The organism is Enterococcus sp. DIV0712 (assembly GCF_050554855.1).
GTDB lineage: Bacteria > Bacillota > Bacilli > Lactobacillales > Enterococcaceae > Enterococcus > Enterococcus faecalis.
In genome coordinates this window covers 1,563,583-1,579,202 of record NZ_CP187333.1, presented here as the reverse complement: position 1 = coordinate 1,579,202, position 15,620 = coordinate 1,563,583, and the positions used below count along the sequence as shown (strand labels likewise).

Annotated in this window: 18 protein-coding genes; 10 read left to right on the top strand and 8 right to left on the bottom strand. The window is 35.2% G+C overall.

What is annotated here, in order from left to right; all coding sequences use genetic code 11:
* The first annotated feature begins 60 nt into the window (after positions 1-60).
* Positions 61-1,239, top strand: coding sequence for a tyrosine-type recombinase/integrase (locus tag IGL42_RS07580; protein ID WP_104671151.1), 1,179 nt, complete (start codon positions 61-63; stop codon positions 1,237-1,239).
* Between the two features lie 227 nt (positions 1,240-1,466).
* Here the strand turns inward: IGL42_RS07580 and IGL42_RS07575 are convergent, their stop codons facing one another.
* The gene (locus tag IGL42_RS07575; protein WP_002379548.1) at positions 1,467-2,372 is read right to left on the bottom strand and encodes a polysaccharide deacetylase family protein; all 906 of its coding nucleotides are present in this window, start codon (positions 2,370-2,372) and stop codon (positions 1,467-1,469) included.
* Positions 2,373-2,595: 223 nt separating this feature from the next.
* On the opposite strand from IGL42_RS07575, the gene yqeK reads away from it, so the two are divergent.
* The 3 genes from yqeK to IGL42_RS07560 all read left to right on the top strand — a co-directional run bounded on the left by yqeK (position 2,596) and on the right by IGL42_RS07560 (position 5,345).
* Positions 2,596-3,174, top strand: coding sequence for a bis(5'-nucleosyl)-tetraphosphatase (symmetrical) YqeK (yqeK, locus tag IGL42_RS07570; protein ID WP_010710256.1), 579 nt, complete (start codon positions 2,596-2,598; stop codon positions 3,172-3,174).
* 90 nt (positions 3,175-3,264) lie between these two features.
* Positions 3,265-4,257, top strand: a complete 993-nt coding sequence (locus IGL42_RS07565; protein ID WP_002357179.1) for a DUF4767 domain-containing protein — start codon at positions 3,265-3,267, stop codon at positions 4,255-4,257.
* A 335-nt stretch (positions 4,258-4,592) separates the two neighbouring features.
* Positions 4,593-5,345 carry a DeoR/GlpR family DNA-binding transcription regulator gene (locus tag IGL42_RS07560; RefSeq protein WP_002369238.1) on the top strand — a complete coding sequence of 251 codons (753 nt, stop codon included), beginning with the start codon at positions 4,593-4,595 and terminating at the stop codon, positions 5,343-5,345.
* Between the two features lie 40 nt (positions 5,346-5,385).
* Here IGL42_RS07560 and IGL42_RS07555 read toward each other — a convergent pair whose 3' ends face one another.
* The 3 genes from IGL42_RS07555 to IGL42_RS07545 all read right to left on the bottom strand — a co-directional run bounded on the left by IGL42_RS07555 (position 5,386) and on the right by IGL42_RS07545 (position 7,682).
* Positions 5,386-6,789: a PTS galactitol transporter subunit IIC gene (locus tag IGL42_RS07555; protein WP_002357183.1), complete on the bottom strand. Its 1,404-nt coding sequence runs from the start codon at positions 6,787-6,789 to the stop codon at positions 5,386-5,388.
* Between the two features lie 94 nt (positions 6,790-6,883).
* Positions 6,884-7,186 carry a PTS fructose transporter subunit IIB gene (locus tag IGL42_RS07550; RefSeq protein WP_002357185.1) on the bottom strand — a complete coding sequence of 101 codons (303 nt, stop codon included), beginning with the start codon at positions 7,184-7,186 and terminating at the stop codon, positions 6,884-6,886.
* A gap of 1 nt (position 7,187) precedes the next feature.
* Positions 7,188-7,682: a PTS sugar transporter subunit IIA gene (locus tag IGL42_RS07545; RefSeq protein ID WP_002357187.1), complete on the bottom strand. Its 495-nt coding sequence runs from the start codon at positions 7,680-7,682 to the stop codon at positions 7,188-7,190.
* 222 nt (positions 7,683-7,904) lie between these two features.
* Here IGL42_RS07545 and lacA point away from each other — a divergent pair, with 222 nt between their 5' ends.
* The gene (gene lacA / locus IGL42_RS07540; RefSeq protein ID WP_002357188.1) at positions 7,905-8,333 is read left to right on the top strand and encodes a galactose-6-phosphate isomerase subunit LacA; all 429 of its coding nucleotides are present in this window, start codon (positions 7,905-7,907) and stop codon (positions 8,331-8,333) included.
* Positions 8,334-8,358: 25 nt separating this feature from the next.
* Positions 8,359-8,874, top strand: coding sequence for a galactose-6-phosphate isomerase subunit LacB (gene lacB / locus IGL42_RS07535; protein WP_010710257.1), 516 nt, complete (start codon positions 8,359-8,361; stop codon positions 8,872-8,874).
* Between the two features lie 245 nt (positions 8,875-9,119).
* Here lacB and IGL42_RS07530 read toward each other — a convergent pair whose 3' ends face one another.
* Positions 9,120-9,407 carry a hypothetical protein gene (locus IGL42_RS07530; RefSeq protein ID WP_002362004.1) on the bottom strand — a complete coding sequence of 96 codons (288 nt, stop codon included), beginning with the start codon at positions 9,405-9,407 and terminating at the stop codon, positions 9,120-9,122.
* A 579-nt stretch (positions 9,408-9,986) separates the two neighbouring features.
* On the opposite strand from IGL42_RS07530, the gene IGL42_RS07525 reads away from it, so the two are divergent.
* The 4 genes from IGL42_RS07525 to IGL42_RS07510 are packed head-to-tail and all read left to right on the top strand — an operon-like array spanning position 9,987 to position 12,674.
* Positions 9,987-10,433, top strand: coding sequence for a PTS sugar transporter subunit IIA (locus IGL42_RS07525; protein ID WP_010710258.1), 447 nt, complete (start codon positions 9,987-9,989; stop codon positions 10,431-10,433).
* A 14-nt stretch (positions 10,434-10,447) separates the two neighbouring features.
* Complete coding sequence (locus tag IGL42_RS07520) at positions 10,448-10,945, top strand: PTS system mannose/fructose/N-acetylgalactosamine-transporter subunit IIB (protein WP_010710259.1); 498 nt, start codon at positions 10,448-10,450, stop codon at positions 10,943-10,945.
* Between the two features lie 33 nt (positions 10,946-10,978).
* Positions 10,979-11,830: a PTS mannose/fructose/sorbose/N-acetylgalactosamine transporter subunit IIC gene (locus IGL42_RS07515; RefSeq protein WP_002357194.1), complete on the top strand. Its 852-nt coding sequence runs from the start codon at positions 10,979-10,981 to the stop codon at positions 11,828-11,830.
* A complete protein-coding gene (locus IGL42_RS07510; protein ID WP_025191809.1) occupies positions 11,805-12,674 on the top strand; it encodes a PTS system mannose/fructose/sorbose family transporter subunit IID in 870 nt (289 codons plus the stop codon). Before IGL42_RS07515 ends, IGL42_RS07510 begins: the two co-directional genes overlap by 26 nt.
* Positions 12,675-12,877: 203 nt before the next feature.
* Here the strand turns inward: IGL42_RS07510 and larD are convergent, their stop codons facing one another.
* Genes larD through larB form a run of 3 tightly spaced genes read right to left on the bottom strand, consistent with a single transcriptional unit; the run spans position 12,878 to position 15,617 of the window.
* Positions 12,878-13,588 (bottom strand): D/L-lactic acid transporter LarD, encoded by a 711-nt coding sequence (gene larD / locus IGL42_RS07505; protein ID WP_002357197.1) that lies wholly within the window; start codon positions 13,586-13,588, stop codon positions 12,878-12,880.
* Positions 13,589-13,602: 14 nt separating this feature from the next.
* Complete coding sequence (gene larC / locus IGL42_RS07500) at positions 13,603-14,877, bottom strand: nickel pincer cofactor biosynthesis protein LarC (protein WP_010710261.1); 1,275 nt, start codon at positions 14,875-14,877, stop codon at positions 13,603-13,605.
* Positions 14,874-15,617 carry a nickel pincer cofactor biosynthesis protein LarB gene (gene larB / locus IGL42_RS07495; protein WP_002379543.1) on the bottom strand — a complete coding sequence of 248 codons (744 nt, stop codon included), beginning with the start codon at positions 15,615-15,617 and terminating at the stop codon, positions 14,874-14,876. The genes larC and larB overlap by 4 nt, the downstream gene beginning before the upstream one ends.
* Positions 15,618-15,620 lie beyond the last annotated feature (3 nt).

The window sequence follows — 15,620 nt, the reverse complement described above, 5'->3', positions numbered from 1 at the left end:
GAATATAGTAATTCAGATTTGGCTTTCCAACCTCCTTCAAATTGAGGAGGAAATGTAAGAATGGTAACAAAAGATCGATTTAAAAAGCATACTAGTGCTACTGGTGTTGTTACCTGGTACTTTCAAGCATTTAGAACAACACGAAGAGGATTCAAAACAAAAAGAGAGGCACAATTAGCATTTCTTGAGCTAAAGAAAAATCGACAAAATAAAAAGAAGTTTGTTAATTCAAATGAAAAGTTTTCAGTTGTCGCAGATCAGTGGTTTAAGTACTACAAATCTTTGAGAGAACAAAAGGCCAGCACATATGACAAGCGTCAGGACTTGATTGTTGTTCTTAAACGATGGATTGGTGAAAAGAAACTAGTTGAATTAACCCCTGATTTTTTAGAAGAGTTGATGTTTTCTTTGAAAGAAAAAGGAATTGATGGTATTTCTCAAGGGTATTCAAAAAACTCTTTGTATTCATTAAGACAGACATTGAACATGATTTTCAAGTACTGTTTGAAACGAGAGATATTAAATGCTAACCCATTGACGAATATTCGCATGCCTAAGTATCAAAAGAGTGTAAGTGAATTGAAAGAGACGTTGAATACTTTGGATCAGAAATATCTAACGATTGAAGAGCTTAGGACATTGTTGAATTATTCTATTATCCATGAGGAGTTACCGCTATCGACACTTTTTCATGTTCTGTTTTATACAGGATGTCGGATAAGTGAGGCACTGGCTTTACAAGTCGAAGACATCGATTTTGAAAACAATGAAATTCTTTTTTACAAGCAAACATCTGTAAGAGGGAAGCAAATGGATTTTAAAATTGAAACGACAAAATCAATCAGTTCAGTAAGAAGAGTAGTAGTAACCGATTTAGTGATGGAGAAACTTCAACAGCTTATCACAGCACTTGATGGTATGAGATCACAGTTTGTTTTTCGCTCAAAAGAGAACTACCTTTTTGTTTATCTAGCTCCGTTTAAAAGAGGAATCCCATATCGTAGAGACTACGTAAATAATCACATCAAACGTTGCGTTGAACGTTGTGGAATCAATAAACCTTTTCATACACATCTTACCAGACATACAATGGCGAGTTTAGTTGCCGAGCATTGTAGTTGGGAAGTTTTGAAAGGAAGACTGGGCCACGCAGATAAGTCAACTTCGGAGATTTATCGCCATCTTACGTCGGATGAAAAATTGAAACCATTAAAGGCATTTGAAGCGTTGGAAAATTAGAAAAAACCACCGTTTTACTGTCGTCACGGTGTAGTCAACACAAAATAAAAGGCTTTATACCAATAAAAAAGTGACTTTTCATTAGAACAAAGAAATCCGTCGTTAATCTTTACTATTCGACAAACGAACACCCTCTTGCTCAGCAAGAGGGTGTTTTTGTGTGTAATTAAGTAGAAAATCAACATTGACTAAGACCAGAAATACTTCCTTTAGTGCTCCAAGTTGCTCTAATATAAGACACCAAATTGATAACCATTTGCTTGATAAAACTCTATTAATTGTGGCAATGCTTGTTTTGTTAATTCCTTATCTACTGAATCATGCATTAAGACTACTCTAATATTATAATCTGGATAAACCTCAAGTGAATGTTGATGGAAAGCGAGCATTTCTGCGACTGTAGTAGGCTGTCTGTCTAACGGTTCCGCATCCCCAACCATCGCATTCCAGTCAATCCAATGGATGCCAAGTTGTTTGAATAATTCATCAGATTTTTCTGTACCTCCCCATGACATATGACCTCCTGGGTATCGCCAGAGAGTTGTTTGAAATGTTTCGCCCAGTATTTTTTTTAGAGAGTTCTCCATGGTTGCTATTTCCGCTTGTATTTCTTCAGTGTTGACAATCCCGTTTGGATATAACGTTGCATAATCATGAGTTGAACTATGAAAGCCTATTGAATGCCCTTCTGCAACTTCGCGTTTCACTATCTTTTGATTTTCGGAAGTTAGGGTATTTCCTACAAGAAAAAAAGTTGCGTGGACGTTATACTTTTTTAATGTATCTAGGACTTGTGGGGTTATTTGATTATTAACGCCATCATCAAAGGTTAAGAATACTAATTTTTCACCTTTGTAAGGTTCTTCTCCAGTTATATATTTTCTGATTTTGTCTGCTGAGTAAGCATATTTTTTTGATGAAATAGTCATGTGTGTTGATTCCTTTTCTAACTTGGTCGGGGAATCTTTTTTTGCAGTTGAATTTTTAGTCGATGTCTGCGTAGTATCATCATTTTTACTTGTTATCTTGGGTTGAGTTAATAGGAACGTTTGAATGAAAACAAGAACAATGAGGATTAACGCACTAAATAATACATACCCGTTTATTTTGAATTTTCTTTTCTTATGTCGCATACTTTCACTCCTCTTTGGTTAATGAAAAAGTTAAAAAATACACCTCCACGTTATACAAAATTGAACGTCCTATTAGTTATAGACGAATTTGAGGACCAAAAAGTTTCATTTTTTTCAATTTAGTTAGTTGTTTATTTAATAAAAAATAAAAGGTTGCTAGAGGATGAAAGGAGTATAATTTATTTATCTAGAAGAGTAATCGGAATGAGAAAGGGCTGTGGAAATGGATCATCAACAGGTGTTGAAAAATGAAATTAAACAATATTTAGTGAGTAAAAACTGTGAGAAGACGTATTATCATTGTATGGAAGTTGGAGAGTATGCCTATCAACTCGGTGAAAAATATTTAACTAGTCCAGAAAAAGTAAGTATTGCAGGATATTTACATGATATCTCTGCGGTTTATCCAAATAATCAGAGAATTAGTGTCGCACAAAAATATGGGATTGAATTAAACGAAACAGAAATGGCCTTTCCAATGATAATTCATCAAAAAATTTCTAAGTCTATTGTGAAAATGGATTTTGGTATTGAAGACAATGAAATTTTATCAGCTATTGAATGCCATACAACATTGAAGAAAAACTATTCGGACATAGATTTAGTTTTGTTTGTCGCTGATAAAATAAAGTGGGATCAAGAAGGTAAACCACCATACTTAGATGGTTTATTACAAGCTTTAAATTGTTCTTTAGAAAATGCCGCATATTTCTATATTGATTATATTTTGAAACACGATATTAAAGTTGTGCATCCTTGGTTATGGGATGCTTACAATCAACTTAATTTGATAATTAAATAACAAATAAACATAGCCGTTTTTAGTCGAGTTTTGCTGGTGAGAAAAGTGGAAAAGTAGTACAGTATTCTTGTCAGAAAGAAGGGATTCCCAATGAAAAAAATAATCTTGATAGGTCTTTTATTGAGTATTTTATCAGGATGTTCTTCCAACAAAAGTGGTGATAGCACTGCAAGCAAGCCGACAGCAACATCAGAAATGAAAGCACCTGTTACCGTTAACAACAGCCAAGCAAGTCAAATGAGCACGGAGTCAAAATCTAGTACGACTCAAAGTAATTCTTCTGCTTCTAGTAAAGCTGAAAATCAGTTGTGGTCTGCGCAAAAAAAGGCACAACTACAACAATTTATGGCTGATTGGGGGCAACGGATGAACCAAACGTATAAAGAATATACACCAGGAAATTCAATCAATTTTAATGGCGTCCAAGCGCCTGATGGTCTAGTAGGAAATGTTACTATGCAACCAGCGATTGGTCAGCATCCCATTTATTTAGAATGGTCTGAAAATGGACAAGTGAAGGATGGATATGCGTTAGTTGCTGTTTACTCTGATGCAGAAACGCAACCAGAAATGCAAAAGCATTTGTATTTATTCACCATCGTTAACAATCATCCCTTAGTTTTAGTGACGATGCAAAATCAAGGAGATCCTTATGGCTATCTGTATTTTGGAGCAACAGATAATGCAGAGTTGAGGGCTGGCTTTGAAAAAATTGTAGGTGCCCCGTCAATTACTAAAGAACAAATCCCAAATATTTCAGTCAATCCGTGGTCTTCAAAAGAGGAAGCGATTGATTTTTACGAAGGAATGTATAAAAACACGGCAAACGAAATTTCAACTCAAATTGACTGGCATAACTATCAGCGGGCAAATTGGCGCGAGGTAGAAACAAAAGGCGACACGTTGACATTACATTTTGCCAACGTGGGCGGTGCTGGGGGCTCATACACACAATTCACGAAAGTTGGTACGAATACTGTTGTTGTATCATTTGATGGCAATGCTGCTTATCCCGATAACCCAAGTAGCGTTTTACTCGTGAAAAACAGTGATTATAAAGTTTTAAGGACTTTGAATCAGTAATAGGGGAAATACGTCGCTTACTTAAACATAGGCAAAGGCGGGGTGCTTACCATTTTATAAGTAACCTGCCTTTGCCTATGTGCTATTTTTTTGGATAGAGGTGCTCAGAGTAGGGGATGTTTTTCTGGGAAGTTTTTATGCTAGATCTCTATTTGACTAGGCTCAAATAGATCTAAATCAATCGTTGGAGTGATATCTGTTTATATAAAGATAGGCTAAATCGTCAATTTTTTAAAAATCGTCGTTCATGTTAAAATAAATGGAGAAATGTTTTAGTATTCATAGTAAGTATTTTATCGTAGAATAAAAGATATACTAACAATGGAGCGATGAAAATGCTAAAAGAAGAAAGATTAAATGCGATAGTCTCTCTAGTAGATCAAAAAGGGGCAATCAAAGTTACTGAAATTATGGAACGATTAAATGTTTCGGATATGACTGTTCGTAGAGATTTGACAGAATTAGAAGCAGCGGGGCGTTTAAAACGAGTACATGGAGGAGCTAGCAGTTTAAATACATATCGTCCACATGAATTGTCTCATGCTGATAAACAAATTATTAATAGTGTTGAAAAAAAAGAAATTGTCCAAAAAGCATTAAGTTTAATTCACGAAGAAGAAACTATCTTCCTAGGACCAGGAACAACTATTGAACTTTTGGCCGAGGCAATGGAATTTAAACATTTAAGAGTAGTAACAAACTGTTTGCCTGTGTTTGAAACGTTAAGTAAAAAAAAGAATGCGTTGACCATTTATTTGGTTGGTGGAGAAATGCGACTTTTAACTAAATCTTTTTTTGGTGAAATCGCTAATAAAGCATTAGAAGAAATGCATTTCCATAAAGCATTTTTTAGTTGTAATGCGTTAAAAGATAATAAAATTATGACAGCCACTATTGAAGAAGGACAAACACAAGCTATTGCATTAGATAACTCAATAGAAAAATATTTGTTAATGGATACTTCTAAAGTAGAGAAACAGGATTTTTATTCTTTTTATCAATTAGAAGAAGTGACAGCGGTAGTTACAAATAAAGATAAATTTGACACATCTAAAGTATTGGAAAAAGTTGTCAGGGTGATCTACTAAAAAGAAGAGGTGCATCTGCACCTCTTCTTTTTAGTTCCCCTTATTGAGCTTTTTGAGCATAAATAATATTTCGCTTCTTCATTTGTTTTGCATACCAAATGAAAATCAGTAGATAGGCGACTAGCGCCAGACATGCGTATAAAATAAATTCGAGTTGACCTTGTGATGCATTGCCGACTAAGTATCCTAAGAATTTTTCCATTGGCCCTTCCATGGTAGTATGTGAAATTAAAGTATTATTATTTAGACCCGCTGGGAAAGCGCCAACTTTTTTTGCGGTTTCGGTAACGAACGGTGCAATTAGGGTACCAGACCATAAGAACAAAGGTAATTCGATTGCTCCAATGATAATCATTCGGATGAGTTTACCTCTTGTTACTACTAGTAGAGCAGGGGTTACACCCATTGCAATAATTCCGCCAAGTGGTAAAAGTTTATTGCCAGGTAGGACAATGGCTTCTAATAGCATAATTGGAGCCAATACGTTAGCTGCTGCCCAGATTTCAGCACGACCAGCTAAGAAAGGCCAATCTAAACCAATATTAAGTGTACGCCCTTTTAATTTATTCGAAGCAAAATCAGTAATCCCTTGGGATAAAGGCTCAACTGCAGCGATAAACCAAGTTCCAATTAAAGAGAATAGTTCCAAACAGACTGCAGCCGTAAAGGATAGAGAAAAAATTTGCGTGGGTGTTTGGCCAGCTAAAAGACCCACAAAAATCCCTAAGTAAATCCCGATGGCAAATTTTGATCCCCAAAAGCCAATTTTACTATTCAATTTGGCAGCGTCAAAATCGTATTTATCTAACCAAGGGAAAAGCTTATCAAAAATTTTATCAAAAACCATAATGATTGGGTTCATCATATAGTTCATATGCGTGGTAGTCATAGGATTGGTATCTGGGGCGTTAAGTAAATCGTTAAACGTTGGTTTCATTAAGTCAGAATTGATAATTTTTAAAACACCTATGAAAATAACTAAGATTGTTGCAATTATTAAGTTTGCGCCACAAAAAATAGCAAATAAACCAACAATCGATAGATGCCAAATGTCGAAAATATCCACATCTAATGTGTTTGTTTTGTTTAGAATTAACATAATGACATTGACAATCACCATAATTAAAAGAAAGTAAAGGGTGTAAGGAGATCCCCAAGTGATGGTGGCTAAAGGTGCCCAACCAACATCGGTAATATTTAAAGAAATTCCTGTACGTTCTACGAAAGAGGCCATTGCATCTGAGAAAGCAGTAGTTAAAATTCCTATAATAGCACTGATACCAGTTAAAGCGATTCCTAGTTTAAGACCACCTTCTAATGCGCGAGTGGGTTTTACCTTAAAACAAAGGGCAATCAGTGTTAAAACAATAGTCATTAAAGGAGCAGCACCTAAATCAATTAAAGGTTTAAAAATTGTATTTGCTAGGTCAATAATCGTATTCATTTATTTTCTCCTTCATAAGCTAAGATAACAAAATTTTTATCTTAGTTTTGTTAGTGTTGACAGTGAAGCGTAAGTAATTAGTCTGAAAAGGAAATCATTTGTTTAAAGAGTGAATGATACTTTCCATTTGTTGATAAACAGGTTCAGCCATTGCTGGAATTCGATAAAGAATTGCGCCTGCATCAACTACAGGAATCGTGATTGGGAAACCCAAATCTGTTTTGGCGATTTGGGCGAAAATATCATAATGGGATAGCATCTCTTGATTGATATCTTTAATCATTACGGCATCGCAAGAAACTTGGTAGCCTCTTTTTGATAATTCTGTTTCTAATGCAGATTTGATTTGATGGCTAGAGTTTACCCCAGCCCCACATGCAGCTAAAATTTTAATCATGTTAAATCTCTCCTTTAAAATTTTTTTGTAAAAAACGATAAACTTCTTCTTTATCTTCACATTGAAAAAAAGCCAATAGTGATGAACGGTCTGTCGTGTTAATAAAATCCATGATAGTCGCTAAAAGACCCGTTTGTTCAATACCGTTTTCATTTAAAATCATGAAAAGAAAGGAAACAGAGAGCGTTTCATCTGGGATAATCATGTTATGAAATGATAAGGATTGTTTCAATTTAATCGGGATAATTCTTGTCGTGCGTACAAAGGTACTTTCGGTATGCGGAATGGCGATATTCGGTAGTGCAGGATCAATCGGTGTTAAACTTAAACCAGTCGGATAGTTGTGTTCTCGTTCCAATAAATTAGTTAGAAAATCAGGTGTAACTAATTTCTTTTTTAACAAGTCTAAATAAACTTCTTCAAAAACTTCTTCTTGTGTTTTTTTGTTTGAAATATAGGTAGTATCTAATGAAAAAATCGATGTTTTAATAACCATAGAACCCCTCGTTTCTTTAATATATTATTATTTATTTACAAGTATAATATAAAACGCTTTCAAAAAGATGTCAACACAATATTAAACAATAATAAACAAAAAAGAAAATAAATGTTGAATAAAGTTCGATATTGTTTTATTATGTTTTCGAGAAGGGGATTTGAGTTTAAAGAAAGGGACAGAATTTTAATAGTAGATACACGAGGTAAGGAGGAAAACAAAATGCGTGTCATACTTGGTTCAGATTTAGATGGAATAAAATTAAAAGCAGAAATGAAACAATACTTATTGCAAGAAAAAGTTGAGGTAATCGATAAAAGTGAAAGTGCTTCGGAAGACTTTATAGAAGCAACGCTTGCTGTTGCTCATGAAGTTTTAAAGGATACTGAAAGTTTAGGAATCGTTTTTGATGGTTATGGGGCAGGTAGTTTTATGACTGCTGCTAAAATTAAAGGAATGATTGTCGCTGAGTTGTCAGATGAGCGTTCTGCATATATGGCGCGAGAACACAACAATGCTCGGATGATCACGGTGGGCGCAAAAATTGTTGGAACGGAACTAGCCAAAAACATAATAAAAGAATTCTTAACAGGTCATTATGCAGGCGGGCGTCATCAAATACGTGTAGATATGTTAAATAAAATGGCTTAACAAATAATAGAAAGGAAGTGTTTTTATGAAAATTGCCATTGGTTGTGATCATATTGTGACGGATACCAAAATAGCAGTTTCTGATTTTTTGAAAGCAAAGGGATATGAAATTTTAGATGTAGGCACGTATGATTTTACTCGAACTCACTATCCTATTTTCGGAAAAAAAGTGGGAGAAGCCGTAATGAGCAATCAGGCTGATTTGGGTATATGTATTTGCGGAACAGGCGTTGGAATTAACAATGCGGTTAACAAAGTGCCGGGTATCCGTTCTGCTTTAGTTCGCGATATGACTACAGCGTTGTATGCGAAAGAGGAATTGAACGCAAATGTTATTGGTTTCGGTGGGAAAATAACAGGAGAATTATTGATCTGTGATATCGCTGCTGCCTTTATTGAAGCACACTATCATCCAACAGAAGACAACGAACAACTAATTGAAAAAATTAATCAAGTTGAAAAACAACATCCAGAACAACAAGATGCGCACTTTTTCGATGAATTTTTAGATAAATGGCAACGAGGAGTCTATCACGATTAGTACGTAATCAATGAGGGTTATTTGAGAAAGCGGTCTTAAATAATAATCATTGGTATTTGAGTTAAATTCCCCTTCATTAATTTTTATTGCTGTTTTAATGTGGCACTGTAAAGAGCATTATTAAGAAAAAGAAGTAACAAAGGAACAAATTGAAGGCTATACAGGTAACCATAAAAAGTACACGAGAAAAGAACTCGTGTACTTTTTATGGTTTCGCTGCTTGTTTTATTTTAGTAATTATTTTTCTATAAAAATAGTCCCAGAATTATTAAAATAATCCCGATAACTAAACTGCCGATGCCAGAAGCCGTACCATATTTTTTACCTAAATTTATATCAGTAGTATTTTTAGGAATCAAGTTTGAGAAAAAATAAAATTTTTTTACCAAGATTAGATATGCAACAAGTAAAAGTAATAATCCTAAGAGAAGATAACTAAGATTTTCAGCTAATAAATTTAGATGAGCTAATAACAATATCCCCAAAAAGAAGCCTACCAATCCATATTTCATCGTTTTTTCTTTTGCTGACATACAAATATCCCTACTTTACTTTTTAATTTATTAAGAGCATAAAACCATAGATTCGATATAAGTTCATTTTGTTGTATCCAAAAGAGCATGACCTGGAATGACCTATATAATTAGAAAATTGGAGTGATATATAGTTATTTTACCATAGCTTAAATGAGTTGATTAACTCCGAATAATGTACAACTATGTACACCTATTGTGGGTGGAATGTGTGTTGGGACTTTGCTAACCTAATAGTTGAAAAAATGAATCAATAAATTTAGAAAAGGGACTATTCAAAAGCAACTTTTTTGGGAATTGCTATATTATTTATTTTTTTAAGCGTAATCAACTAAATGTTTTTATGGATAAAGAAAGTCATTGTTCCTTGTCACCAAGCTACAACAACCAAATTCATTAGAACTTTTTAGTGAATGACTTTAATTTTAGAAAGGTACTGTTGTTAAACATTCATGCTATCAAAGGAGTGTGAGGCGAACGAAGCAAATATTTTCATTTTATAAAAGTTGTATTATGGACTCTTAAAAAGAGGTGATTTAAAAAATTTTGAAGTGGAAATGTTAAGAAAGGAGAGAGGAAATGACTTATTTAGTTCTGGTCAGTCATGGCGATTTTGCTAGAGGGTTAAAAAATTCATTAGGGATGTTTGCTAGCGATGAGATAGAGACAGTCAGAGTGTTTGGCTTACAACCTGGTGAATCTACCGATAATTTTGGTAAGCGGTTTCTTTATGAAGTTGAAAAATTACCGCAGGAAACGAGGCTAATCGTTTTGGCTGATATTGTAGGCGGGAGTCCACTTGCTACTATTTGTAAAGTATTAGATAAGCAAAAAATGCTAGAAAATTCTCTGATTGTTGGAGGAGTGAATTTTCCAATGGCTTTAAATGCGCTTCTATTGAAAGAAACTAGTGAATTATCTGATTTGAAAAAAATGATAGTAGCAGATGCTTGTCATGGCATTAGAGAGTTAACTGTAACTGAAGACGATGTAACTGAAAACGATATAACTGAAGAGGATATCTAAAGGAGAAGATGAACATGTCAATTTCTTTTGTTCGAATCGATGATCGAATGATTCATGGCTTAATTACTTTACGTTGGACTAAAGAAATGCCTTGTGATGGCATTATAGCTGTGAATGACAAAGCAGCAAGTAACCCTATTTTAAAGGAAGCATATAAAGCAGCTGCACAAGATAAAAAAACCTTTATTTGGACAATGGCGCATTTTTTTGATGTAAAGGATAAAGTATTATCGTCTAAGTCAAAATACTTTTTGATTACAAAGAGCCCTTTGGATATGAAAAAAATTTTGGTAGATTGGCATTTTGTTCCAAGTGAAGTAAAAATGATTAATGTTGGGCCGGGGAATGATCGCGAAGGGACAATTAAATTAGGGGATAACCAATCCTTTACAGCAGAAGAAGCAGCGGCTTTTGAAGAAATTGAAAAGGCTGGTTACAAAGTGGATTTTGCCTTGTTACCTGATCAACGAATTGGTTCTTGGGCGCATTTTAAAGCTAAATTTGGTTACTGATTCTAGAAGTTTTGAAAAGAGGAGAGTAGTATTATGACAATCAACTGGATACAAGCGGCTATTTTAGGCCTATTTGCTTGTCTGTGTTCAAATTCTTGTATGGCTGGACAAGCGGTGGGAAATTATACGATTGGGCGTCCTTTAGTCGGCGGATTAGTTTGTGGCATTATTTTAGGAGATTTAAAATTAGGAATCGCTTGTGGCGTAGCAATGCAATTAGTTTACATTGCTTTGGTCACACCTGGAGGCACAGTGTCTGCTGATGTGCGGGCAATTTCATATATCGGGATTCCTTTGGCGATGGTGGCGATTTCGACCAAAGGGTTAGATCCACTTGGCGGCTCTGCAGCCGACCTGGCTAAATCGGTCGGCACATTAGTTGGAACGATCGGAACGGTATTATTTTATTCTGTTGCTGCGTTAAATTTAGTTTGGCAATCGTTTGGTTGGAAAGATATAAAAAAAGGCAAGCTTGATCATTTATATGCCATTAATTTTGGTTGGCCGTGGATTTCTCATCTACTTTTTTCCTTTTTGCCAACCGTGATTTTAACCTATTTTGGGGCTACGGCTGTTACAGCAATGAGAGATGCATTACCTATGGATGGTCTTGCAATGAAAACGCTTTTTACTGTAGGTGGCATGCTTCCGTGTGTGGGAATTGCAATTTTGTTACGTCAAATTGTTAATAAGAACATTGATTTTGTACCTTTTTTTGTAGGGTTCACATTAGCTGCTTCATTAAAACTCAATTTAGTCTCAATAACGATTATTGCGCTTCTTTTTGCTGTAATTTTTTATAAAATTGCTTTGATTAAAAACAATACTAAACTGGTTGATTCAACAGGAAGTCTGACGAATGATGATGAAGAGGAGGACATATGAGATGGAAGAGTTGAAAGCAAATAAATTAGACCAAAAAACGTTAAAGCATTCTTTTCATTTATGGTTTTGGGGAGCGTTAACTTGTTTTTCACAACAGCATATGCAAACCTTCGGCTATCTTTCTTCAATGCTTCCTATTATCAAAAAACTTTATCCAAAACATGAAGACCAAGTGAAAGCCATTCAAGCATATACAGCTTTTTTTAACACAAATCCAATGCTTGGAACGGTCATTGTTGGTGTGACTGCTAGTATGGAAGAGGCTAGAGCAAGTAAGAATGAAATTGATGGAGAAACCATTAATGATATGAGGGCAGGATTAATGGGGCCAATTGCAGGGATTGGTGATTCATTAGTTGATGGTACCTTAATTCCTATCTTGTTAGGAATTTCCTTAGGAATGTCCACGGGCGGTTCGCCAATTGGTGCCATATTTTATATTATTGTTTGGACGTTAATTTCCTATTTTGGCCAACGCTTTTTGTATTTTAGAGGCTATCATTTTGGCGATAAAGCAGTAAGTTTCTTAGTTGGGAAAGAAGGAGCCGCCGTTAGAGTTGCTATCGGAGTTATCGGTAGTATGGTTGTTGGTGGGGTCCTTGCATCTTGGGTAAATGTAACTACTTCTCTTAAATTAATAGGTGCTGACGGAAAAGTTTTCCTTAAACTGCAAGATAAAATTGACAGTATTTATCCAGGATTATTAACGATACTTGTTACCTTGCTTTGTTGGTGGTTAATGTCCAAAAAACATGTTTCCGCTATTTGGACGATGCTTATTTTAGTTGTTATTTCTCTCGTTGGCGTTTTATTAGGTGTTTTCAATCCAGGATTAACTTACTGAACAATCACCAAAAAGGACTCTAGCTGTTAGAGCAAACTGACTTTTGCATAAAACCGATGACGAAAAAGCTAATAAATTAAATTCTTACTCTCTAAGACACAGAAAAAATCTTGTGATTAAAATAAAAATATATAAAATAGAAGAAATTTAGAGACTAGCTTCTATTTTATATATTTTTTTGTTTTAGAAATTTAGTTGGTTTATTAGAATTTTAGGAAAAATTTTACGAAAAGTGTCGCAAAAATGGCTCCTAAAAACGGTGCAGTTCCGGGAACAATCAACCCATATTGCCAATCATTATTGGTTTTATTTTTGATTGGTAAAAGTTGATAGGCGATACGAGGACCTAAATCACGTGCTTGATTCATTGCGAATCCTGTAGTACCACCTAGCCCCATGCCGATTGCCCAAACAAGCAAGCCAACAGCAATGGGTAGTTGTGTTTCGTAGGAATGTGCAATCGCTAAAATAGATGTTAAAAAAATGAATGTTGCAAAAGTTTCAACAAAATAGTTTCTTGGTAAATTTCGTTGGTTCGGATTTGTAGAAAAAATATTACGAATGGCGATTGGATCGACACTATCGGCGGATAGCTTGAAATGATCAGCATACATAATATAAACAATGACGGCGCCACAAATGCCGCCTAACATTTCAGCGATGACATAGGGAATGAAGTAAGACCATGGAATCATTCCTAAAATAGCTTGAGCGAGGGCCATTGCTGGATTAATACAGACTCCTCCAAAGACGAACAGAACAACAGAGATTCCAAAAGCCCAAGTAGTGATTGCAAACATGTGACCAGAACCAGCGTATTTTGTTCGTTTTAGGACATCGTCGCAGTGAACACCTACCCCAAATACGATCATTAATGCAGTTCCCATAAATTCTGATAAGATATGATGAAACATAAGATAAAGCTCCTTTAATCAATAGTTTTGTTATTTAATATTTGGACGAGGCGATAGACTTCCTCGATTGTAAAATTATATTGTTTAGCAATTCGTTCACAATCTTGGTATTCAATAGACTCTTTCAATAGGCCATGATAATGATTTTTTTTAATATGGACCTTACCAAAAGGTGTTTCCAAGATTTTGAAAGAACGGTCCATCACACTACGTTCCATTGTTTGAAAACGCATACCAATTGTAGAAGTATGTTTAAAGAGTAGTTCTGTAAAATATTCTTTTTCCTCTGTTGTTGTTAAAACCGTTAATAGAATGGCACTTCGGTTTTTTTTCATATGAATGGGCGTGAAAAAAACATCTAGAGCACCATGCTCCAATAATAGATCCATTACGTAACCTAACTGTTCAGGTGTTTGATTGTCTATATTTGTTTCAATTTTTAAAACTTGGTCATGGTGTTCTGTACTCTTTTTTTTACTATGTGTTTCAGTAAAGATTGATCCTCTGAGGGCATTGAACTTGCCTGTTTCCCGTTTGCCAAATCCGTAACCTATTTTTTCAATTAATCGTTGTTCTGGTGCGACAAATAGAGGACTAAGTTCTTTAAAAATAGCTAAGCCAGTCGGTGTGACAAGTTCAGTTTTTATCTCAAAGTCTTGTTGAATGATTAAATTCGTTTCTTTACGTAATTCCATCACAGCGGGAACTGGTATTGGCATGACTCCATGGGCAATTGTGATAGTGCCACTTCCATCTGTAATTGGCGTTGAATAGACTTGTTCAATCTCTAACTGTTCCCATAGGATAAAAAAGCCAACGATGTCAACAATTGAATCAATTGCTCCGACTTCATGAAAATGAATAGTGTCAATTGTTTGTTGATGAACAGCAGCTTCAGCTTTTGCAATGTCATAGAAAACATTTTTACTATGTTTTTTTACAAAATTGGACAAGTCGCTTTTTTCAATTAATGTATAAATATCTTTTAAATTTCTAGAATGGCTATGATGATGTGCATGTTCTTTCGTTTCATGATGTTCATTTTCGTGGTGAGGAGAGAGACTGTGTTTTATACCGTAATCCTTTTTTCCATGTTGTAGGAGAACATCGAAATCTGTTCCGTAAATACAACTTTTAGCAATTCGTTGGGCTTGAATGGTGAACTCATTGATGGGAAGTTTTTTTAATTCGATTAACAGTTTGTTTAAATCCCCGCCTAAGTCAAGCAACAATCCATTTAACATATCACCACTAAGACCAGAAAATGGTTCTAAAAATAAGCTTTTCATAGTGAAGACTCCTTTATTTGATTAATCATACTTGCATTATAAGCGGCACCAAACCCGTTATCTATGTTGACTACACTAACGCCAGAGGAACAACTATTTAGCATTCCTAAAAGAGCAGTCAGTCCTTGGAAATTGCTGCCGTAGCCTATGCTAGTAGGGACGGCAATCACTGGCACGCTAACTAGTCCGCCTAGCACGGACACCAGTGCGCCTTCCATACCTGCAATCACAATAACCACCGAAGCCTGTTGAATCTCATCTAGGTGAGCGAACAAACGATGAATGCCAGAAACGCCTACATCATAGATACGTTTTATTTGATTCCCGAAAGTTTCTGCAGTGATTGCTGCTTCTTCAGCAACGGACATGTCTGACGTTCCAGCAGTAACTATCGCAATATAGTTTTTTGTTGTAGTCTCCATTTGGTTGATAACGAAACAACGTGCAAGTTCATAGTAGGTTCCATGAGGAAAGTTCGACTCTAAAGGCTGGGCTTTTTGTTGTGAAACGCGAGTAACTAAAATTGTATTGTTTTCTTTTCTTAAGCTATTGATAATTTTGATGAGTTGCTCAATTGTTTTCCCTTCCCCATAAACGACTTCTGGATAACCAGTTCTTTCTTTACGCTGCGTATCAATTTTTGCAAAGTCTAATTCGCAAAAGCCATTTAATTTGTTTGTTGCTTCTTCTAAAGATAATTTTCCCTCTTTAAAAGCTCCTAAAATTTCTTTCGGTTGCATAAT

Bases quoted from the DNA above. Each gene is read 5' to 3' on its own strand.
- IGL42_RS07565 (WP_002357179.1), top strand. From the start codon at position 3,265: ATGAAAAAAATAATCTTGATAGGTCTTTTATTGAGTATTTTATCAGGA.
- larC (WP_010710261.1), bottom strand. From the start codon at position 14,877: ATGAAAAGCTTATTTTTAGAACCATTTTCTGGTCTTAGTGGTGATATG.
- lacB (WP_010710257.1), top strand. From the start codon at position 8,359: ATGAAAATTGCCATTGGTTGTGATCATATTGTGACGGATACCAAAATA.
- IGL42_RS07520 (WP_010710259.1), top strand. From the start codon at position 10,448: ATGTCAATTTCTTTTGTTCGAATCGATGATCGAATGATTCATGGCTTA.
- IGL42_RS07515 (WP_002357194.1), top strand. From the start codon at position 10,979: ATGACAATCAACTGGATACAAGCGGCTATTTTAGGCCTATTTGCTTGT.
- IGL42_RS07560 (WP_002369238.1), top strand. From the start codon at position 4,593: ATGCTAAAAGAAGAAAGATTAAATGCGATAGTCTCTCTAGTAGATCAA.
- yqeK (WP_010710256.1), top strand. From the start codon at position 2,596: ATGGATCATCAACAGGTGTTGAAAAATGAAATTAAACAATATTTAGTG.
- larB (WP_002379543.1), bottom strand. From the start codon at position 15,617: ATGCAACCGAAAGAAATTTTAGGAGCTTTTAAAGAGGGAAAATTATCT.
- IGL42_RS07550 (WP_002357185.1), bottom strand. From the start codon at position 7,186: ATGATTAAAATTTTAGCTGCATGTGGGGCTGGGGTAAACTCTAGCCAT.
- IGL42_RS07575 (WP_002379548.1), bottom strand. From the start codon at position 2,372: ATGCGACATAAGAAAAGAAAATTCAAAATAAACGGGTATGTATTATTT.
- IGL42_RS07580 (WP_104671151.1), top strand. From the start codon at position 61: ATGGTAACAAAAGATCGATTTAAAAAGCATACTAGTGCTACTGGTGTT.
- IGL42_RS07510 (WP_025191809.1), top strand. From the start codon at position 11,805: ATGATGATGAAGAGGAGGACATATGAGATGGAAGAGTTGAAAGCAAAT.
- IGL42_RS07530 (WP_002362004.1), bottom strand. From the start codon at position 9,407: ATGTCAGCAAAAGAAAAAACGATGAAATATGGATTGGTAGGCTTCTTT.
- IGL42_RS07525 (WP_010710258.1), top strand. From the start codon at position 9,987: ATGACTTATTTAGTTCTGGTCAGTCATGGCGATTTTGCTAGAGGGTTA.
- IGL42_RS07555 (WP_002357183.1), bottom strand. From the start codon at position 6,789: ATGAATACGATTATTGACCTAGCAAATACAATTTTTAAACCTTTAATT.
- IGL42_RS07545 (WP_002357187.1), bottom strand. From the start codon at position 7,682: ATGGTTATTAAAACATCGATTTTTTCATTAGATACTACCTATATTTCA.
- larD (WP_002357197.1), bottom strand. From the start codon at position 13,588: ATGTTTCATCATATCTTATCAGAATTTATGGGAACTGCATTAATGATC.
- lacA (WP_002357188.1), top strand. From the start codon at position 7,905: ATGCGTGTCATACTTGGTTCAGATTTAGATGGAATAAAATTAAAAGCA.